The sequence below is a fragment of the Rhodococcus sp. ZPP genome (genome assembly GCF_017656075.1).
In the GTDB taxonomy this organism is placed as follows: Bacteria; Actinomycetota; Actinomycetes; order Mycobacteriales; family Mycobacteriaceae; genus Rhodococcus_F; species Rhodococcus_F oxybenzonivorans.
Map to the genome: position 1 here is coordinate 938796 of NZ_CP058638.1, position 15836 is coordinate 954631.

Consider the following 15836-nt stretch of genomic DNA (forward strand, 5'->3'; position numbering starts at 1 on the left):
AATGGTCAGTCCCGTTGCCCAGGAAGCAGGCCCCGCTCCATTCTTTCTCGGACATTCTTCCGAAAGTAGAGAAGGTATCCCCACAGGATGGCGAAGACCACGCCGACCGCGCCGATCGACACGTGCACGAAGAAGCCGAAAAGGAGCGCGACCTGCAGCAAGAGGTTGTAGGTCATAGCCCAGGACCGGCCTTGCAAGCCGGCTCCGAGGATCATCAGCACGGCGAGACCCACCAAGTAGGAACCCGACACCCAGGTGATTCCCCCACCCACGGTGGCGACGACGGGCAGGGCGAGGAGCACGACGATCGCTTCGAGAACCAGCGATCCGGCGACCACACCGCGGAAACCTTTCCAGGGATCCTTGGCCGGCGGGCCGAAGTCCGGGGCACTCGAATCTGGCTCGCTCACGCTGGGTCCTTTCCGAAGAGGGTGCGGGCCGAACCGGCGGTCACCACGGATCCGGTGACCACCACGCCCGCACCCGATACTGCCTCACCCGGTTCCGCAACTTCCTCGGCCAGACCGATGGCTGTCTCCAGCGCATCCGCGAGAGTGGGAGACACGACGACGCGCTCGTCACCGAATTTCGCGACCGCCCGATTGGCGAGGTCCTCGACGTCCATGGCGCGAGGCGAGCCGTTGTGGGTCACCACAAGTTCGTCGAAAACGGGCTCCAGCGCTGCGAGGATGCCCTCGACGTCCTTGTCCCCCATGACGCTGACGACCCCGACGAGCTTGCGGAAGTCGAACTCGGCGGTGAGCGCCGCGGCGAGCGCCCGTGCGCCGTCGGGGTTGTGGGCGGCGTCGAGGAAGACGGTGGGGGCGCTGCGCACACGCTCGAGGCGACCGGGGTTGACCACCGAGGCGAAGGCCGCCCGAATCGCCTCCTGATCGAGTTGGCGGTCGGGGCCGGCACCGAAGAACGCCTCGACGGCAGCCAGTGCGAGAGAGGCGTTGCGCGCCTGATGTTCTCCGTGTAGTGGCAGGAAGATGTCCGTGTACACGCCGCCGAGGCCCTGCAGTTCCAACTGCTGACCCCCGACGGCGATCTGCCGCGCCAGGACAGTGAATTCGGCCCCTTCCCGAGCCACGGCAGCGTCGACCTCCACGGCTCGGCGTAGGAGCACGTCCATGACCTCGGGCGTCTGCTCGGCGATGATGGCGACCGCGTCGCGCGGCACGAGGGCATCCTCGCGACCCTTCTTGATGATCCCGGCCTTCTCCGCGGCAATTCCGGCGAGATCGTCGCCGAGATACTCGGCATGGTCGAGGCTGACAGGTGTGATCACGGCGACCTCGCCGTCGATCACATTCGTCGCATCCCAGCGCCCGCCGAGACCCACCTCCACCACGGCGACATCGACCGGCGCTTCGGCGAAGGCCGAGTAGGCCATCGCGGTGAGTACTTCGAACTTGCTCATCCGCGGCCCACCCGCAGCTTCCGACTGCTGGTCGATCATCTGGACGTAGGGTTCGATCTCGCGATACGTGTCTACGTACCGCCGGGGTGACACCGGACGCCCGTCGATACTGATCCGCTCCGTGGCGAGCTGCAGGTGGGGACTGGTGGTGCGTCCCGTCCGGCGGTGCAGTGCGGTCAGCAGGGCGTCGATCATCCGCGTCACCGACGTCTTGCCGTTGGTTCCGGTGACATGGATAGCGGGGTATCCCCTGTGTGGCGAACCGAGCACGTCCATCAACGCTGCGATGCGAGTGAGCGAGGGTTCGATCTTCGTCTCGGGCCAGCGTTTGTCGAGTTCCGCCTCGACCAATGCCAGTTCGGCGAGGTCGACCGGGCTGACTTTCTCCGGTGTGGAGTCGGGCGAGGTCACGCGCCTTCCAGCTCCTTCAGTCGCTTGGTGATGCGTTCGATCTCTTCGGTGGCGATCTGCCGGCGGGTGCGGATCTTCTCTACGACAGCGTCGGGAGCCTTCGCCAGGAAGGCCTCGTTGGACAGCTTTGCGGCAGTGCCCGAGAGTTCCTTCTCCGCCGCAGCGAGGTCTTTCTCGAGCCGGGCCTTCTCCGCGCCGAGGTCGACGTTGCCGGAGGTGTCGAGGTCGACGGTGACGGTGCCCTTGCTCAGGCGCACCTCGACGGACGCCGATACCTCGAAACCCTCCTCCGGCGCCGTCAGCCGTGCCAGCGACGTGATGGCGGCGACCTGGGTGTTCAGATCCGCCTCCACGATGCCGCTCACGCGGGCAGGCACGCGCTGCGAGGGCTTGAGCCCCTGATCGCTGCGGAAACGGCGCACCTCGGTCACGAGGCGCTGCATGTCCTCGATGCGCTGGGCTGCAACCGGATCCGCCTCCGCTCCGGTGCTCTGCGGCCATTCTGCGACAACGACGGATTCACCGCCCGTCAGCGCCTTCCACAGCGTTTCGGTGACGAACGGGATCACCGGATGCAGCAGCCGGAGCACTGCGTCCAGCACGGTGCCCAGAACGCTTCGGGTGGTCGCGGCAACGGTGTCGTTCTCGGCGAACTGCACCTTGGCCAACTCGAGGTACCAGTCGCAGACCTCATCCCACGCGAAGTGGAACAGCGCCTCGCAGGCCTTGCTGAACTCGTAACGGTCGAAAGCCGCATCGACCTCACCGCGCACCTGCTCGAGACGGTCGAGGATCCACCGGTCGGCGTCGGTCAGCTCCCCACGATCGGCAAGCGGAGCGGGCGCAGCGCCGTTCATCAACGCGAACTTGGTCGCGTTGAACAATTTGGTGGCGAAGTTCCGCGACGATTGCGCGTGATCCTCACCGACCGACAGGTCGCTCCCGGGGTTGGCACCGCGGGCGAGAGTGAACCGGAGCGCATCGGCGCCGAAGCGGTCGACCCAGTCGAGGGGATCGATGCCATTGCCCCGCGACTTCGACATCTTCTTGCCGAATTGGTCGCGGACGAGGCCGTGCAGGAAAACGTCCTCGAACGGAACCTGCGGGCCGGACTTTCCGGCCGCAAGGGCTTCGTCCTCCGACACGTAGGTGCCGAACATCATCATCCGCGCCACCCAGAAAAAGAGGATGTCGTACCCGGTGACGAGAACGCTGGTGGGATAGAACTTTTCGAGCTCGGGGGTCTTTTCCGGCCAGCCCATGGTCGAGAACGGCCACAGTCCGGAAGAGAACCAGGTGTCGAGAACATCGGGATCCTGCTCCCAGCCCTCGGGCACGGTCTCGTCGGGCCCGAAGCATTCCACCTGACCGTCGGGTCCGTACCAGATGGGAATCCGGTGGCCCCACCACAGCTGGCGCGAAATGCACCAGTCGTGCATGTCGTCGACCCAGGCGAACCATCGCGGCTCCTGGCTCGTCGGGTGGATCACGGTGTCGCCGTTGCGAACCGCATCGCCGGCCGCCTTCGCGAGGGACTCGACCTTGACCCACCACTGCAGCGACAGGCGCGGTTCGATGGACTCACCGCTGCGCTCCGAATGGCCGACACTGTGGAGATAGGGGCGCTTCTCGGCGACAACGCGGCCCTGCTCGGCCAGCGCCTCCCGCACCTTGACCCGCGCGTCGAAACGATCGAGCCCGTCGAATTGAGTTCCTGTGTCGGCAATTTTGCCGGTCTTGTCCATGATGGTCGGCATCGGCAGGTTGTGCCGAAGACCCATCTCGAAGTCGTTGGGGTCGTGCGCCGGGGTGATCTTCACTGCGCCGGTACCGAATTCGGGATCGACGTACTCGTCCGCGATGATCGGGATGTCGCGCCCCGTGAAGGGGTGCTCGAGCGTCGTTCCGATCAGGTGCTTGTACCGCTCGTCGTCCGGGTGGACGGCCACGGCGGTATCACCGAGCATCGTCTCCACGCGGGTGGTGGCGACCACGACGTGCGGTTCGTCGTCGTTCAACGAGCCGTAACGAAGCGACACCAGCTCGCCCTCGACGTCCTCGAACTTCACCTCGATGTCGGAGATGGCGGTCTGCAGCACGGGCGACCAGTTGACGAGACGCTCGGCCCGGTAGATGAGTCCGTCGTCGTACATCCGCTTGAACATGGTCTGGACTGCCCGGGACAGTCCCTCGTCCATGGTGAAACGGTCGCGGCTCCAGTCGACGCTGTCGCCGATGCGGCGCATCTGCCCACCGATGGTTCCGCCGGACTCGCGTTTCCAGTCCCAGACCTTCTCGATGAAGAGTTCGCGGCCGAAATCTTCCTTCGTTTTGCCGTCGGCGGCGAGCTGCTTTTCCACCACGCTCTGCGTGGCGATGCCGGCGTGGTCCATGCCGGGCAGCCACAACACTTCGTAACCCTGCATGCGCTTGCGGCGACTCAGGGCGTCCATCAGCGTGTGGTCGAGTGCGTGACCCATGTGCAGACTGCCGGTCACGTTGGGCGGCGGCAGCACGATGGAGTAACCGGGCTTGCTGCTGGAAGGATCGGCACGGAAGTAACCGGCGTCTACCCAGCCCTGATACAGGTCGGCCTCGACGGAGCTGGGATCCCAGCTCTTCGGGAGGGCATCGGCGCGGTTCTGGGAATTTTCGGGAGCTGCACTGGTCACCCGTCGAGTCTAGTGAACGCGGACGCGGCCCTCGAACGTGCGGGCCGCCGAGAGCGACCGACTGCGGTATCGGGCTGCCGACTGCTGCTCTCTACCGGTCGCTGAACAGTGTGAGGTGAATCTCGGTTGCCGTGGGATGGTGGGCGTCCACGGACTGCGCCGGCTCGTCGCCCTCGTCTCCACGCGGGAGGGGCGTGGTTCCGGCGGGCGGGTGCTGCTCGGAGAAGAGCTGCACATGCTGGTGGGTCAAGGTTTCCTCCGGTTCGTCTGCCGTAGCGGGCCGCGGCAGTTCCGCTGATTGAAGCGGGTGGGGGGCCGTGTACACATCTCCGGGTTCCCGAGATTCGGTCCGGCCTCTATGTCGAGTATGCCCCCAACTCGCTGCGGACCGCGCAGTTGACGCTGCAACACGCGCACCAATCGTTCGCTACAACCGCTCGGCGTCCCGCTTTGCGATCGCGAGCTGCATTTCCCAGCCTCGGGAATTGTCGTCGAGAGCGGCAGCCCGCCGTTCTGCACTCGCATACAGTGCGTCGAATCCACTCTCGACGACCCGCAGCATCGTGCCGTCACGGTGCTCGGACAGGAAGAATTCGACCAGCGTGGAGTTGCCCTCGTTCACGGGCGTACCAGGCTCGTCTCCCCCACGGAACGAGACGTAGTGCGGAGCGTCGGCCCGGACGGGCAGAACGGGGAATCGTCCGTACGGCGGGTATTCGACCACGTAGACGTCGCCCTCACGAACGATGGTGCGTGCACTCGGGTCTCCGTCACCGATGAACCAGCCGGGCTCGCTCACCAGCCGGTACACCCGCTCCACTGGGGCCGCGATGAAGATTTCGCGTTCGATCCGGTCGGTCGACACCTCGGAAGTGCTCATGATCATCCTCACCTCGCCGCATATGTGCTACCCCAGGGTTGCACATTGATCGCCGTTGCGCAACCCAGTGGTTGCACAGAGGGCGAGGTGTCGGGGGTCCTTCAACGGAAAACCGCACCGCACCCCGAACGGCGGTGCGGTGCGGTTCCCGAGGCAGTGTCAGCTGAAGTGAGCCAGCAGGGCGTCACGCTGGCGATCACCCAGGCCACGAAGGCGCCGAGTCGGGGCGATCTCGAGGTTGGCCATGATTTCCTGAGCCTTGACCTTCCCGATCTTGGGCAGAGCCTCGAGGATGGCGCTCACCTTGGTCTTGCCGATGATGTCATCTACGTCGGCCTTCGACAGGACCTGCTTGAGAGTGACGTCACCCGACTTGAGTTTGCCCTTCAGTTCTGCACGCGCACGTCGAGCGGCTGCGGCCTTCTCGAGAGCTGCGGCCCGCTGTTCGTCAGTGAGCTGGGGAAGTGCCACGATGTCTCCTTCATTTCGGGGTGCTTATCGAACACCGTAGCGAGAGAATCGCTACTTCACGTCATCCAGCCGACGTGTCGCACGTCTTGTCCGAATTGCCCACCTGCCTCCCGGCGCCTCGGCGAGAGGCCCCTCGGCGGATTTCCGGGCCGATCATCCGAGGATTTCCGGCAGGGGTGCCTCTTCACCGAGAACATGTTCGGACAGGAACGACAACACCACCTGGTACCAGATCTTCGCGTTCTGCGGGCTGAGGATCCAATGGTTCTCGTCCGGGAAGTACAGGAAGCGGTGCGCCGTGCGGCCCTCGTCGTCGGCGGGCAGCCCCGACTCCGAGAGCAGTTCGTACCACAACCGCAACCCGTCGCCGACGGGAACGCGGAAGTCCTTGTCGCCGTGGATCACCAGCATGGGCGTCACGATGTCGGCGACGTAGAGGTGCGGTGAATTCTCCACGGCCATCTCGGGAGTCATCTCCCGCTGCCAGTACCAGGCGGCGTCCGTGGTGGGTCCGAACTGGTCCAGCGCCCACAGGCTCGCATGGGTGACGATCGCCTGGAATCGGTCGGTGTGCCCCGCGATCCAGTTGGCCATGTATCCGCCGAACGATCCGCCCATCGCTGCCGTACGCTTGTCGTCGATCTCGGGCAATGCCACCGCCGCATCGGTGATCGCCATGAGGTCGGTGAACGGCGCCTTGCCCCACTGTCCCCAGCCCCGCTGCACGAACTCCTGTCCGTACCCCGTGGACAGGGCCGGGTCGGGCAGCAGCACCGCGTAGCCGCGTGCCACCAGCAACCACGGGTTCCAACGCCACGACCACGTGTTCCACGAGCCCAGCGGTCCGCCGTGCACCCACAACACCAACGGGACGGGTGCGTGTGCGGACGCGCCGTTCGGCAAGGCCAGCCAGGCCCGCACCGGCACCCCGTCGTCCGCGGCGGTCTCGACCTCGGTCAGCGTTCCGGGAAGCTCGGGGGAATCCTGCGGCGCCTGCAGCACCGTGACCGCGCCCGTGGCGAGGTCGACGCGCACCGGGTGGGGCGGAGCCGCGTACGACGCCCGCAGGGCGAACACCGCGGATCCGTCCGGGGCCACGTGGATATCGGTGTAGGCGTAATCATCCGTCGTCACCCGCGTCGGTTCCGCACCGCCGCGGACAACGAAGAGAGGTGCACGGCCGTGGTCGTCGGCCGTCAGCACCAGCCCCGAGCCGTCGGGTAGCCACTGCACGGAAGTGGCCCAGCGGTCCCAGCCCGGTGCCACGTCCGCCACGGTTCGCGTCTCGAAGCTGTAGCGGTGCAGCGTGAATCGAGGTGCACCGTCCGGAGTCGCGTGCGACTCCCTGCTGAAGACCACGTACTCGCCGCTGGGCGAGATCACCGGATTCGACAGGTCGGCGGCGGGATCGTCGACGAGTGTCGTCCGATTCCCTGTCTCGGTATCGATGCGCACGAGGATCGTCCGGATGGAAGCCGTCGGACCGGGAACCGTCCAGGACGTGACGACGAAGGTACCGTCCTCACTCAGCGCGTAGTTCGCTTCACGCAGTGCAGGGCCGGGCATGGACGTGAGGTCGACGAGGTCCGTTACCGCCTCGTCCTGCGACGCGTCGCCCAGCGTCCCGGACAGCAGATGGGGAACATCGGGTCCGAGGTCGTGGTCCCAGTACCGGATCGGGTAACCGGAGTGCAGGATCGCGGACACCTTCTTGTCCTTGCGCTCGGCGCGCAGGCGCTCGTCCTCGTCCTTCTCCCCCGACCGTCCCAGCACGCCGGTGGTCACGACGAACCGCGGAGCACACCGCGCCGCCCGCACCCCGGTGATCCCACCGCTACGGTGAGCGATCACGGCCGCCTCACCACCGCCCACGGGGAGCCGCCACAGGGATTCGGGCAATTCCTCCTCGTCCTGCGTCGGCCGCGAGGACGTGAAGAGGAGGTCACCGTTGCTCGTGAACGCCGGATTGGTTTCACCGGTCCGCCCTCGTGTCAGTCGACGTGCCGCCCGTTCTCCGGTGGGATCGATCTCCCACAGCGCCGTGACGTATTTGGTCGCTTTCGCGTCGAGTGTCGACTGCGCGACGACGACACGGCGCCCGTCCGGGGACAGCACCAGGCCGCCCAGGCGGCCGAGAGTCAGATAGTCGTCGAGATCGTCGAATGGAGTTCCGGCGTGGAGTTCAGGAATCGCGGTCACGGTTCGTTGGTACCACGGACACGCCGCGTGTCGTCGGACCTCGCCGAGCGTCGCGCCGCTGAAAGGCCGAGACGTTCGATACCGCGCGTGGTCAGTCGATGAGCGGTGTGATCCGCGGCGGAATTTCGGTCAGGGCGTACGGCAGGCTCAGCACCGTACTCCAGGCCATCGCCTCGGCGGCGGCGTCCTCGAGGATGATGGTGCGGCCGGCTCTCACCACGTCGAGTTCTTGGTAGATCGGCGTCTTGGCGAGTTCTTCGCGCAACTTGTCACCGTAACCACCGCCCGCGTACCAGACGAGCAGATCCACATTCGCCAGCGACAGCTGCTCGGTGCTGATTTCCGCGAAGTTGCCGGTGATCTGCTGGGTGACAGGAGGATTGACGAAGCCGAGGTCGGTGAAGAATCGCACCTTCGGGTCTTCCGGCCCGTAAACCCCGAACTGTCCAGGACCCTTGAGTGCGCCCACGAGCACGGTCTTGCCGGCGAAAGACGGGTTGGCGGCTCGGACGTCGGCGTACTGCTTCTCCACCGCGGACACCAGTTCGGCTGCCTTGTCCTCCTTACCGAGGGCAGTGCCGAGAACGCGCGTCTGGTCCTGCCAGGGAACGCCGTAGTCGGCGAAACCCAATGGCTGCGCCACTGTCGGAGCGATGGCCCCGAGTTTGTCGTACTGCGCCTGTGTCAGGCCGGAGTAGGTGCCGACGATGAGGTCGGGCCCCACCGTCGCGACCTTTTCGAAGTCGATGTTGGTGGAGGCGGTGCCGACAATTTCCGGCTGCGCGTCGCCCAGCAGATCCTGCGCCCAGGGCCAGACTCCGTACGGGTAGTCGCCGTACCAGTCGAACGTGCCGGCGAGAGTGCCACCGAGAGCGAGAATTGTGTCGTGGTCGTTGTAGCCGACGCTCACGATGCGTTGCGGATCCACCGGCACCTGGGTTTCCCCGTATTTGTGCGCCACCAGGGGTCCCGAGGGATCGTCACCGCCCGAGTCACCGGAACTGCTGCAGGCCGCGGCGAAAGCGAGCAGTGCTCCCCCGGTACCGACGAGGAAACCGCGGCGGCTCAGGCCGGCTCTCTGTTGACCCAGGTTCATGCAGGCGACCCTCTCGTTCGCCGGGCGAAACGTTCGCTCCGGTTCAGGCTTGGCGAGCCTATCCTAAGGGATCCCTTCTGGGCTCTCTCCACATCGCCCACACTGCGGGGCCACCGTCCGGTATCCGGATCTCCCGCGTGACCTCGAAGCCGAAGCGCTCGTAGTACGGGATGTTTCCTTGCTTGCTGGACTCGAGGTAGGAGGGCAACCCTTCGGCGTCACAGCGGTCGAGCCGCGACTGCATCAGTGCCTTGCCGTAGCCACCGCCACGGCCGGCACCCGATGTCCCGATCGTCGCGAGATACCAGTGCCGCGGCTCCGCCGGGTGCGCCGAATCGATGGTTCCGCTTACTGCCGCACCGACGCCGAGGCGCCCACCGAATGCCTGCACCAGGCGCGGAAGGCTGAGAACCGACGACCACGTGGACTGCTTCCACCGCCCGGGCGGATCCCACATCGCGGCGCCGCGCACGACGCCGTCGGCATCGACGGCGAGTTCGGCCCCTCCCCCGGCAAGGTGGTGATATTTCATATCGGCCGCGAAGAGCAGCGGCAGTCCGCGTCGTCGGCGAGCCGGATCGGGCCACATCCACTCCATGACGGGGTCGTCGAAGAAGGCGTCGGCGAGGACCCGGGCCGACTCGGAGATGTCTTTCCTGGTTACGGCACGAACGCTCACACCCATGCGTCGAGGGTACGGCCGCTGCGCGTCGCGCCGTCGGAATAATTCGGGGTCTGTCCGCTTCCCTGCGAGGATTCCTACCGATTCGGGGCGCCGATCATCTGGTGACGGGCGAGTTCGCGGTACAGCGGGCTGGAGGTCAACAGTTCGTCGTGGGTACCCACAGCGGAGATGCGGCCGGAGTCGAGTACGACGATCTGGTCGGCGTTCTTCACCGTCGCGAGACGATGCGCGACGATGAGCACCGTCTGATCGGAGGCGGTGGCGTCGAGAGCGATCTGAAAGATTTCCTCGTTGCGGCTGTCGAGACTCGACGTGGGCTCGTCCAGCAGAAGCAGCGGCGGCTCGGCGAGAAGTACACGGGCGAGCGCAAGCCGTTGCCGCTCCCCGCCGGACAGGCGGACACCGTTCTCGCCGATCTGTGCGTCGAGACCCCTGGGCTCGGCATCGACCCGGCTGAGGAGGTCGACAGCTTTCAGCGCCGCGCGGCACCGCTCGTCGCTCACGTGCGGGGCTCCGAACGTGAGGTTGTCGCGGATACTCCCGGCCACGGCGGGTGAGTTCTGCTCCACGTACCCGATCTGCTCGCGCAGGACTGCGCGGGGCAACTCGGTGATATCGATGCCACCGATGGCGATTCGGCCGCGGTCGGTGTCGTAAAAGCGTTCGATCAGGGCCAGGAGTGTAGTTTTACCGGCCCCGGACGGCCCGACCACTGCGGTACGGGAGCCGCGCTCCACGCTGACGCTCACCCCATTCAACACGGCATGCCCCGGCGTGTAGGCGAAGTGAACGTCCTGAAATTGCAGCATGGGTCCAACTGTGTTCGGCAGAGCGCGGTGGCGGATGGTGTCGGCGGCGTCCTCGATGGGCACGCGGCGGATTTCGGTGATGCGTTGCAGGGCACCGAGCGCCCCTGCGACGGACTGGACCGCGGCGAACCCGACATTCACCGGGCCCATGAACAAGAACATGAAGAGAACGAAGGTGACCAACTCGGCCACCGTCATATGTCCCGCGGCCACCCGGTAGCCGCCGATGCCGAGGACGATCAGCAGCGACGCCTGACCCGCGGCCCGGCCGAGCGGTTGTATCGCAGCGCTCGACCGTGCCGCGCGCACGCCGACAGCGAATGCGGCTGCAGCCCGATCGTCGAGCCGAGCCTGTGCCCGTTCGGTAGCGCCGTTGGCACGAACCACGGTGACGGCGGACAGTGTTTGGGTCAGATCGCCGGTGAGGTCGCCGAGGTGGCTCTGGGTGTCGAACATCAACTTGCGCAGTCGGTTGCCCACCAGCAGGGAGACGGCCACGACTATCGCGGTCACCGTCACCGTCACCCCGGCGAGCACCGGGTCGAGGAGCAGCATCGCTGCCAGCGCACCGACCAGAACGAAGACACCGCCGAGCGCATCGACGAGCCCCTCGGTCAGTGCACCGCGAAGCAGCGTCGTGTCCGATCCCACCCGGGAGACGAGATCACCGACATCACGGCGGCGGTACTCGCTGATCGGTAAGCGCAGCACATGACGGATCAGATCGGTGCGGGCGCCGAGGACCACACCTTCTGCGGTCCGATGCAGCAGGTAATACTGCATCGTCCCCACGCCGACTTCGACGGCCAGCAAGCCGAACAGCGCCCACCCCATCCCGCCCCATGATCGTCCGTCGCTGACTGCGGCAATGATTCCACCCACCACCAGGGGTTGCGCGAGACTCACCCCGGCCGCAGCCACCGACAACACCACCGCCGCACCGAGAAGCCGCCGATGCTCGCGCGCGTACGGCCACAACTCCCGGATACGGGGCCGAGTCGCCTTATCCGTTGTCCGTGCGTGCGCCGTTTCTGCGTGCGGCCTTCCCTGATACGACTTCACAGATCCCCCTGCTGCCCCGCCGACCCCTGTACTCCGCCGACCCCTGCACTCCGCACGAACGGGACGTTCGTTGCGTCAGATCGAACGAACGTACCGCTGGTACGACCCCCGGGCGAGGCCGACACGGGGCAGCCAGTCCGGCGGGCTTGAAATCCACTTGATTTCAAATACTGATGGGCGGGATCGGCACCCGTACCGTCTTCTCGGGTTGTCCGGGAAGTACGCACTCAGCCTCGCCGAGATTCTGCGCGCGAACGGCTATGCCACCCACGCGGTCGGTAAGTGGCATCTCGCGCGCGACACCAACCTCGCGCCGGGTCGCACCCGCGACTCCTGGCCACTGCAGCGTGGATTCGACAGCTACTACGGCTCGCTCGAGGGACTGAATTCGTTCTACTACCCGAGCGAGCTGATTTCCGACAACTCCGTGGTCGACGTCGAGGAGTATCCGCCGGACTACTACGTCACCGATGACATCACGGATAAGGCCATTTCGCGCATCAAGAGCCTGCGCGCCCACGACGCCGACAAGCCGTTCTTCCTGTACTTCTCGCACATCGCGATGCACGGACCGCACCAGGCCAAGCCCGAAGACCGGGCCAAGTACCGTGGCCACTACACCGAGGGCTGGGACGCTGTGCGACGCCGCCGCTTCGACGCACAGGTCGAGGCTGGGTTCTTCCCGCCAGGCACCCAGATGGCCGAACGCAACACCGAACCCGGCTACGACGCGCCGCCGTGGGACGAGCTCACCGAAGAAGAGCAGCTGCGGTTCGCGCGGTACCAGGAGGTCTACGCCGCGATGGTCGATAGCATCGACCAGAGCGTGGGCCGGGTTCTCGACACCCTCGACGTACTCGGCGAGACCGACAACACGATCATCGTGTTCACGTCCGACAACGGGGGCACCGGCGAGGGCGGCGCGGTGGGAACACGCTCATACTTCAGTCAATTCGTGCACGGACCCGTCCCCGACGACTGGGTGCGTGACGTTCCGCACGACGAGGAACTGATCGGCTCGGAGAAGATCGGCGTCCACTACCCGCGCGGCTGGGGGCAGGCGTCGAATACCCCGTTCCGGTTCTACAAGGGTCAGACGTTCGCCGGTGGTGTGCGGGTGCCGTTTCTGCTGTCCTGGCCGGCCGGGCTCCGGCGTGCTGCCGGTGACAGCGGGCTGCGCAGGCACTACTCGTACGTCACCGACATCACCCCGACCCTCCTGAATCTCGCCGGACTCGTGACTCCGAGCCACCGGAACGGACTTCTCGCCCAAGAGCCTGACGGCGTCAGCATCGCCGACATCCTGCGGGACGCTGCGCAGCCCACACCCCACACGGAGCAGTACGCCGAGTTCGGCGGTCACCGCGGGTTCTACCGGGACGGCTGGAAATTACTGTCGCTGCACACGGATCCGACCCGGGTCGACGATCCGCAGTGGCAGCTGTTCGACGTCGAGTCCGACCCGGCCGAGACCACCGATGTCGCACATCTGTTTCCCGAGAAGGTGCGCGAACTCGCCGAGGCCTGGGACCGGGCGGCCTGGCACAACACGGTGTTCCCTATTCTGAACGACCGCAAAGCTGTGCAGCGGCGCCCCGACGAGCGTCGGCTGGCAGAGCCGGTGAAGATCCTCGCGGGCACGCCGACGCTGGAACGCTATCGGTCCAGTGTGCTGACCAGTACCGCGACTTCACCATTGACGTCGCCACACACGAGATCACCGGGGACGACGAAGGCGTGCTCGTGGCCCACGGCGACCCGCACGGCGGATACGTGCTCTACGTCGAAGACGGTCGAATTCTGTTCGCCGTCAACAGCTACGGCCGGGTTGCGCACACCTCCGCACCCCTCGGCGCGGGTGTGGTGGGTGTGCAGGTGCGGGCGGAGGCCACCGAATCCGTCCGGTGGAACTTCACCGTCGCCCTCACCGACTCGGCCGGGGTCACGAGGGACGTGGCCACCCTCGACGACCAGTTCCAGCTGGTCGGCATGGCGCCCTGGACCGGGATCTCGGTGGGCGTCGACGCCCGCGGACCGGTGGTGTGGGAGCTTCGAGAGCGCCGCGGGACTTTCCGCTTCACCGGCAGACTGCGATCGGTCACCTACACCCCCGGTACGGTCCGTGTGCCTGAACCGGTCATCCAGGAGGTCGCGGAATTGGCACAGGCGATCGCCGACTGAGGTCGCCGCCGCTGCCGTTCGGATCCTACTTTTTTCCAGGTCCCCCTCGATGCAGCGGGAGCGGCCAACTCACAGGGTAATCCACGTAGCGGAGGCACGACCGAGTTCACGCTCGTCGGCTCCGTAGGCCGTCGTCGCAGTCCACACCTTGCGCCCTTCGGAGCCGATCAGTCGGCCCGTGATCACGCAGTTCTCGCCAGGCTCGGGCAGCGCCGATATCCGAGCGGTGATCCTGCCCAGCACCATGGGGCGATCTTCGATCGGTGCGGCCCAGCCGCCAGGGCAATCGAGCGCCGCCCACACGAAAGCCGCCTGCCCCGCGAGGTCGGGGTCGACACACCACACGCACGCGGTGCTGCCGTCCGCGATCCGGCCGGGGAACAGGCGCATTCCATCACCGGTTGCGCGGTCGGGGCCGCACACGAAACATTGCGGGAACGGATGACGGTCTCGGCCGGGATAGTTCTCGGACGCGGCACGAGCAACGTCGAGGCCCACTGCCGCGACCTGTGGTAGCTCGTTGACAGTGGCCGACTCGGCGTCGGCGATGGTCGTGCCGTCCCGGTCCTGGGCGCTGGAGTGCCCTCCGCTTCTCACCACCTTCAGTGGAACTTCCAGCGGTGGGGGTTTGCGCAGGGTCACGGTCACCGGAGCCGCCGGGGCGTCGTCGTGATTCAGCGTCGCGGCAAGAAGTCCAGCGACGTACCCGCCGTTGCCCGACGCCGTGGGCCCGCGAAAACGGTGAGGTACGAGCAGGACCATGCCATCCACACTATCGCCGGAGGGAGGACGGCGTCCGGTCAGTTCGTGCCCTGCACGAAGTTCCGGAGCAACCGTGCGCCGAGAAGAGCGACACCCACCGCGAACACGGCGGCTACCAGCGAGATGCGCGCCGTGCCGTCCAGTGCAGCCGCACACAACCGGTACAGCTCCTCCTCTGACACAGCCTGTCGACCCTCCGGAGTGACTGCGAGGCTTTCCCGAGGTGTGGGTGAAAACGGCGATCCACACTCGACGAATGCACCGTTGGAATCGTCCAGCGGGTAGTCGAGTGAACCGAAATACCAGGCGGCACTGATCCACATCAGGAATGCGGCGAGGAGAAGCGTCGCGGCCGCGCGGAACGGAAACCGCCGGCGCACGGCTCGAGCAGGAGGGTCTGCAGTCACCGCCCCATCATGACCGCACGAGGACGGTAACGGGGAACGCCGGCACACACTGACCATGCAGGCCCGATTAAGCCCAACCTCCGTGCAGCCGGGTCTACGGTGGGTGTACACGGCGGGGAGTCGCCGAACACGTGGAGGCGGGAAGGTCTGCGATGACTGATGACGACGCGCATCTCCAACCCGCGGTCGCTGCAGAATTCTCGGCACTCGCCGATCAACTCGAGACACTCTCCGACGCACGGTGGGACACGCCATCGCTCTGCGAAGGGTGGAGGGTGCGCGAAGTGATTGCCCATCTGACCATGGCGGCGCGCTATTCAGGCGACGAGTTCATGGCCAAGTTGCAGGACTGCCAATTCGACTTCACCCGGCTGTCCAACCAGATCGCCCGGGAGGATGCCCGCCTCCCGGTAACCGAGCTCGTGGACAACCTGCGTTCCGAGGTGATGCAGCACTGGACACCGCCGGGCGGCGGTTATCACGGCGCCCTCAACCACGTGGTAATCCATGGCCTCGATGCCACCGTGCCGCTCGGATGCACCCGCCGGGTACCCGACGAGACCATCCGGGCCGTGCTGGACGATCTCACGCACGGCGGCGAACACGCTCGCTTCGGCATCGACATCGAGGGCCGGCGGCTGGTGGCCACGGACATGGACTGGGCATTCGGGTCGGGTACCGAACTCCTCGGCTCGGATGAAGACCTCGCCCTCGTGATGTGCGGCCGGACAGTGCCCGCAGGACGAGTCGCGGGCCTCCCGCTGTGACACCCATCGGC

General features: G+C 66.2%; 13 protein-coding genes and 1 pseudogene. 2 read left to right on the top strand and 12 right to left on the bottom strand.

Annotated features, from left to right (window positions below):
* Positions 1–5: 5 nt before the first annotated feature.
* The 10 genes from HYG77_RS04335 to HYG77_RS04380 all read right to left on the bottom strand — a co-directional run bounded on the left by HYG77_RS04335 (position 6) and on the right by HYG77_RS04380 (position 11708).
* Positions 6–410 (bottom strand): DUF4233 domain-containing protein, encoded by a 405-nt coding sequence (locus tag HYG77_RS04335; RefSeq protein ID WP_109328911.1) that lies wholly within the window; start codon positions 408–410, stop codon positions 6–8.
* Entirely contained in the window at positions 407–1834 is a 1428-nt protein-coding gene (locus HYG77_RS04340) for a folylpolyglutamate synthase/dihydrofolate synthase family protein (protein WP_109328909.1), read from the bottom strand. The genes HYG77_RS04335 and HYG77_RS04340 overlap by 4 nt, the downstream gene beginning before the upstream one ends.
* Positions 1831–4506, bottom strand: coding sequence for a valine--tRNA ligase (locus tag HYG77_RS04345; RefSeq protein WP_208961916.1), 2676 nt, complete (start codon positions 4504–4506; stop codon positions 1831–1833). Before HYG77_RS04345 ends, HYG77_RS04340 begins: the two co-directional genes overlap by 4 nt.
* A 91-nt stretch (positions 4507–4597) precedes the next feature.
* Positions 4598–4756 carry a hypothetical protein gene (locus tag HYG77_RS04350; RefSeq protein ID WP_162603210.1) on the bottom strand — a complete coding sequence of 53 codons (159 nt, stop codon included), beginning with the start codon at positions 4754–4756 and terminating at the stop codon, positions 4598–4600.
* A 177-nt stretch (positions 4757–4933) separates the two neighbouring features.
* Complete coding sequence (locus HYG77_RS04355) at positions 4934–5392, bottom strand: SRPBCC family protein (protein WP_208961917.1); 459 nt, start codon at positions 5390–5392, stop codon at positions 4934–4936.
* 153 nt (positions 5393–5545) lie between these two features.
* Complete coding sequence (gene mihF, locus HYG77_RS04360; protein ID WP_109328903.1) at positions 5546–5857, bottom strand: integration host factor, actinobacterial type; 312 nt, start codon at positions 5855–5857, stop codon at positions 5546–5548.
* 153 nt (positions 5858–6010) lie between these two features.
* Complete coding sequence (locus HYG77_RS04365; RefSeq protein WP_208961918.1) at positions 6011–8056, bottom strand: alpha/beta fold hydrolase; 2046 nt, start codon at positions 8054–8056, stop codon at positions 6011–6013.
* Between the two features lie 91 nt (positions 8057–8147).
* Entirely contained in the window at positions 8148–9152 is a 1005-nt protein-coding gene (locus HYG77_RS04370) for an iron-siderophore ABC transporter substrate-binding protein (RefSeq protein WP_208961919.1), read from the bottom strand.
* Between the two features lie 58 nt (positions 9153–9210).
* Entirely contained in the window at positions 9211–9837 is a 627-nt protein-coding gene (locus HYG77_RS04375) for a GNAT family N-acetyltransferase (protein WP_208961920.1), read from the bottom strand.
* Positions 9838–9911: 74 nt separating this feature from the next.
* On the bottom strand, positions 9912–11708 hold the full coding sequence (locus HYG77_RS04380; RefSeq protein WP_208961921.1) for an ABC transporter ATP-binding protein: 1797 nt from the start codon (positions 11706–11708) through the stop codon (positions 9912–9914).
* A gap of 223 nt (positions 11709–11931) precedes the next feature.
* On the opposite strand from HYG77_RS04380, the pseudogene HYG77_RS04385 reads away from it, so the two are divergent.
* Positions 11932–13889 (top strand): annotated as a pseudogene (locus HYG77_RS04385) (sulfatase-like hydrolase/transferase); the annotation flags it as partial.
* 69 nt (positions 13890–13958) lie between these two features.
* Here the strand turns inward: HYG77_RS04385 and HYG77_RS04390 are convergent.
* Together HYG77_RS04390 and HYG77_RS04395 are read right to left on the bottom strand one after the other, a co-directional pair.
* Positions 13959–14651 carry a hypothetical protein gene (locus HYG77_RS04390; protein WP_204164909.1) on the bottom strand — a complete coding sequence of 231 codons (693 nt, stop codon included), beginning with the start codon at positions 14649–14651 and terminating at the stop codon, positions 13959–13961.
* A 38-nt stretch (positions 14652–14689) separates the two neighbouring features.
* Complete coding sequence (locus tag HYG77_RS04395) at positions 14690–15058, bottom strand: hypothetical protein (protein ID WP_208961922.1); 369 nt, start codon at positions 15056–15058, stop codon at positions 14690–14692.
* A gap of 152 nt (positions 15059–15210) precedes the next feature.
* Between HYG77_RS04395 and HYG77_RS04400 the strand changes: the two genes are divergently transcribed.
* Positions 15211–15825 (top strand): maleylpyruvate isomerase family mycothiol-dependent enzyme, encoded by a 615-nt coding sequence (locus HYG77_RS04400; RefSeq protein ID WP_208961923.1) that lies wholly within the window; start codon positions 15211–15213, stop codon positions 15823–15825.
* The last annotated feature ends 11 nt before the right edge of the window (positions 15826–15836 follow it).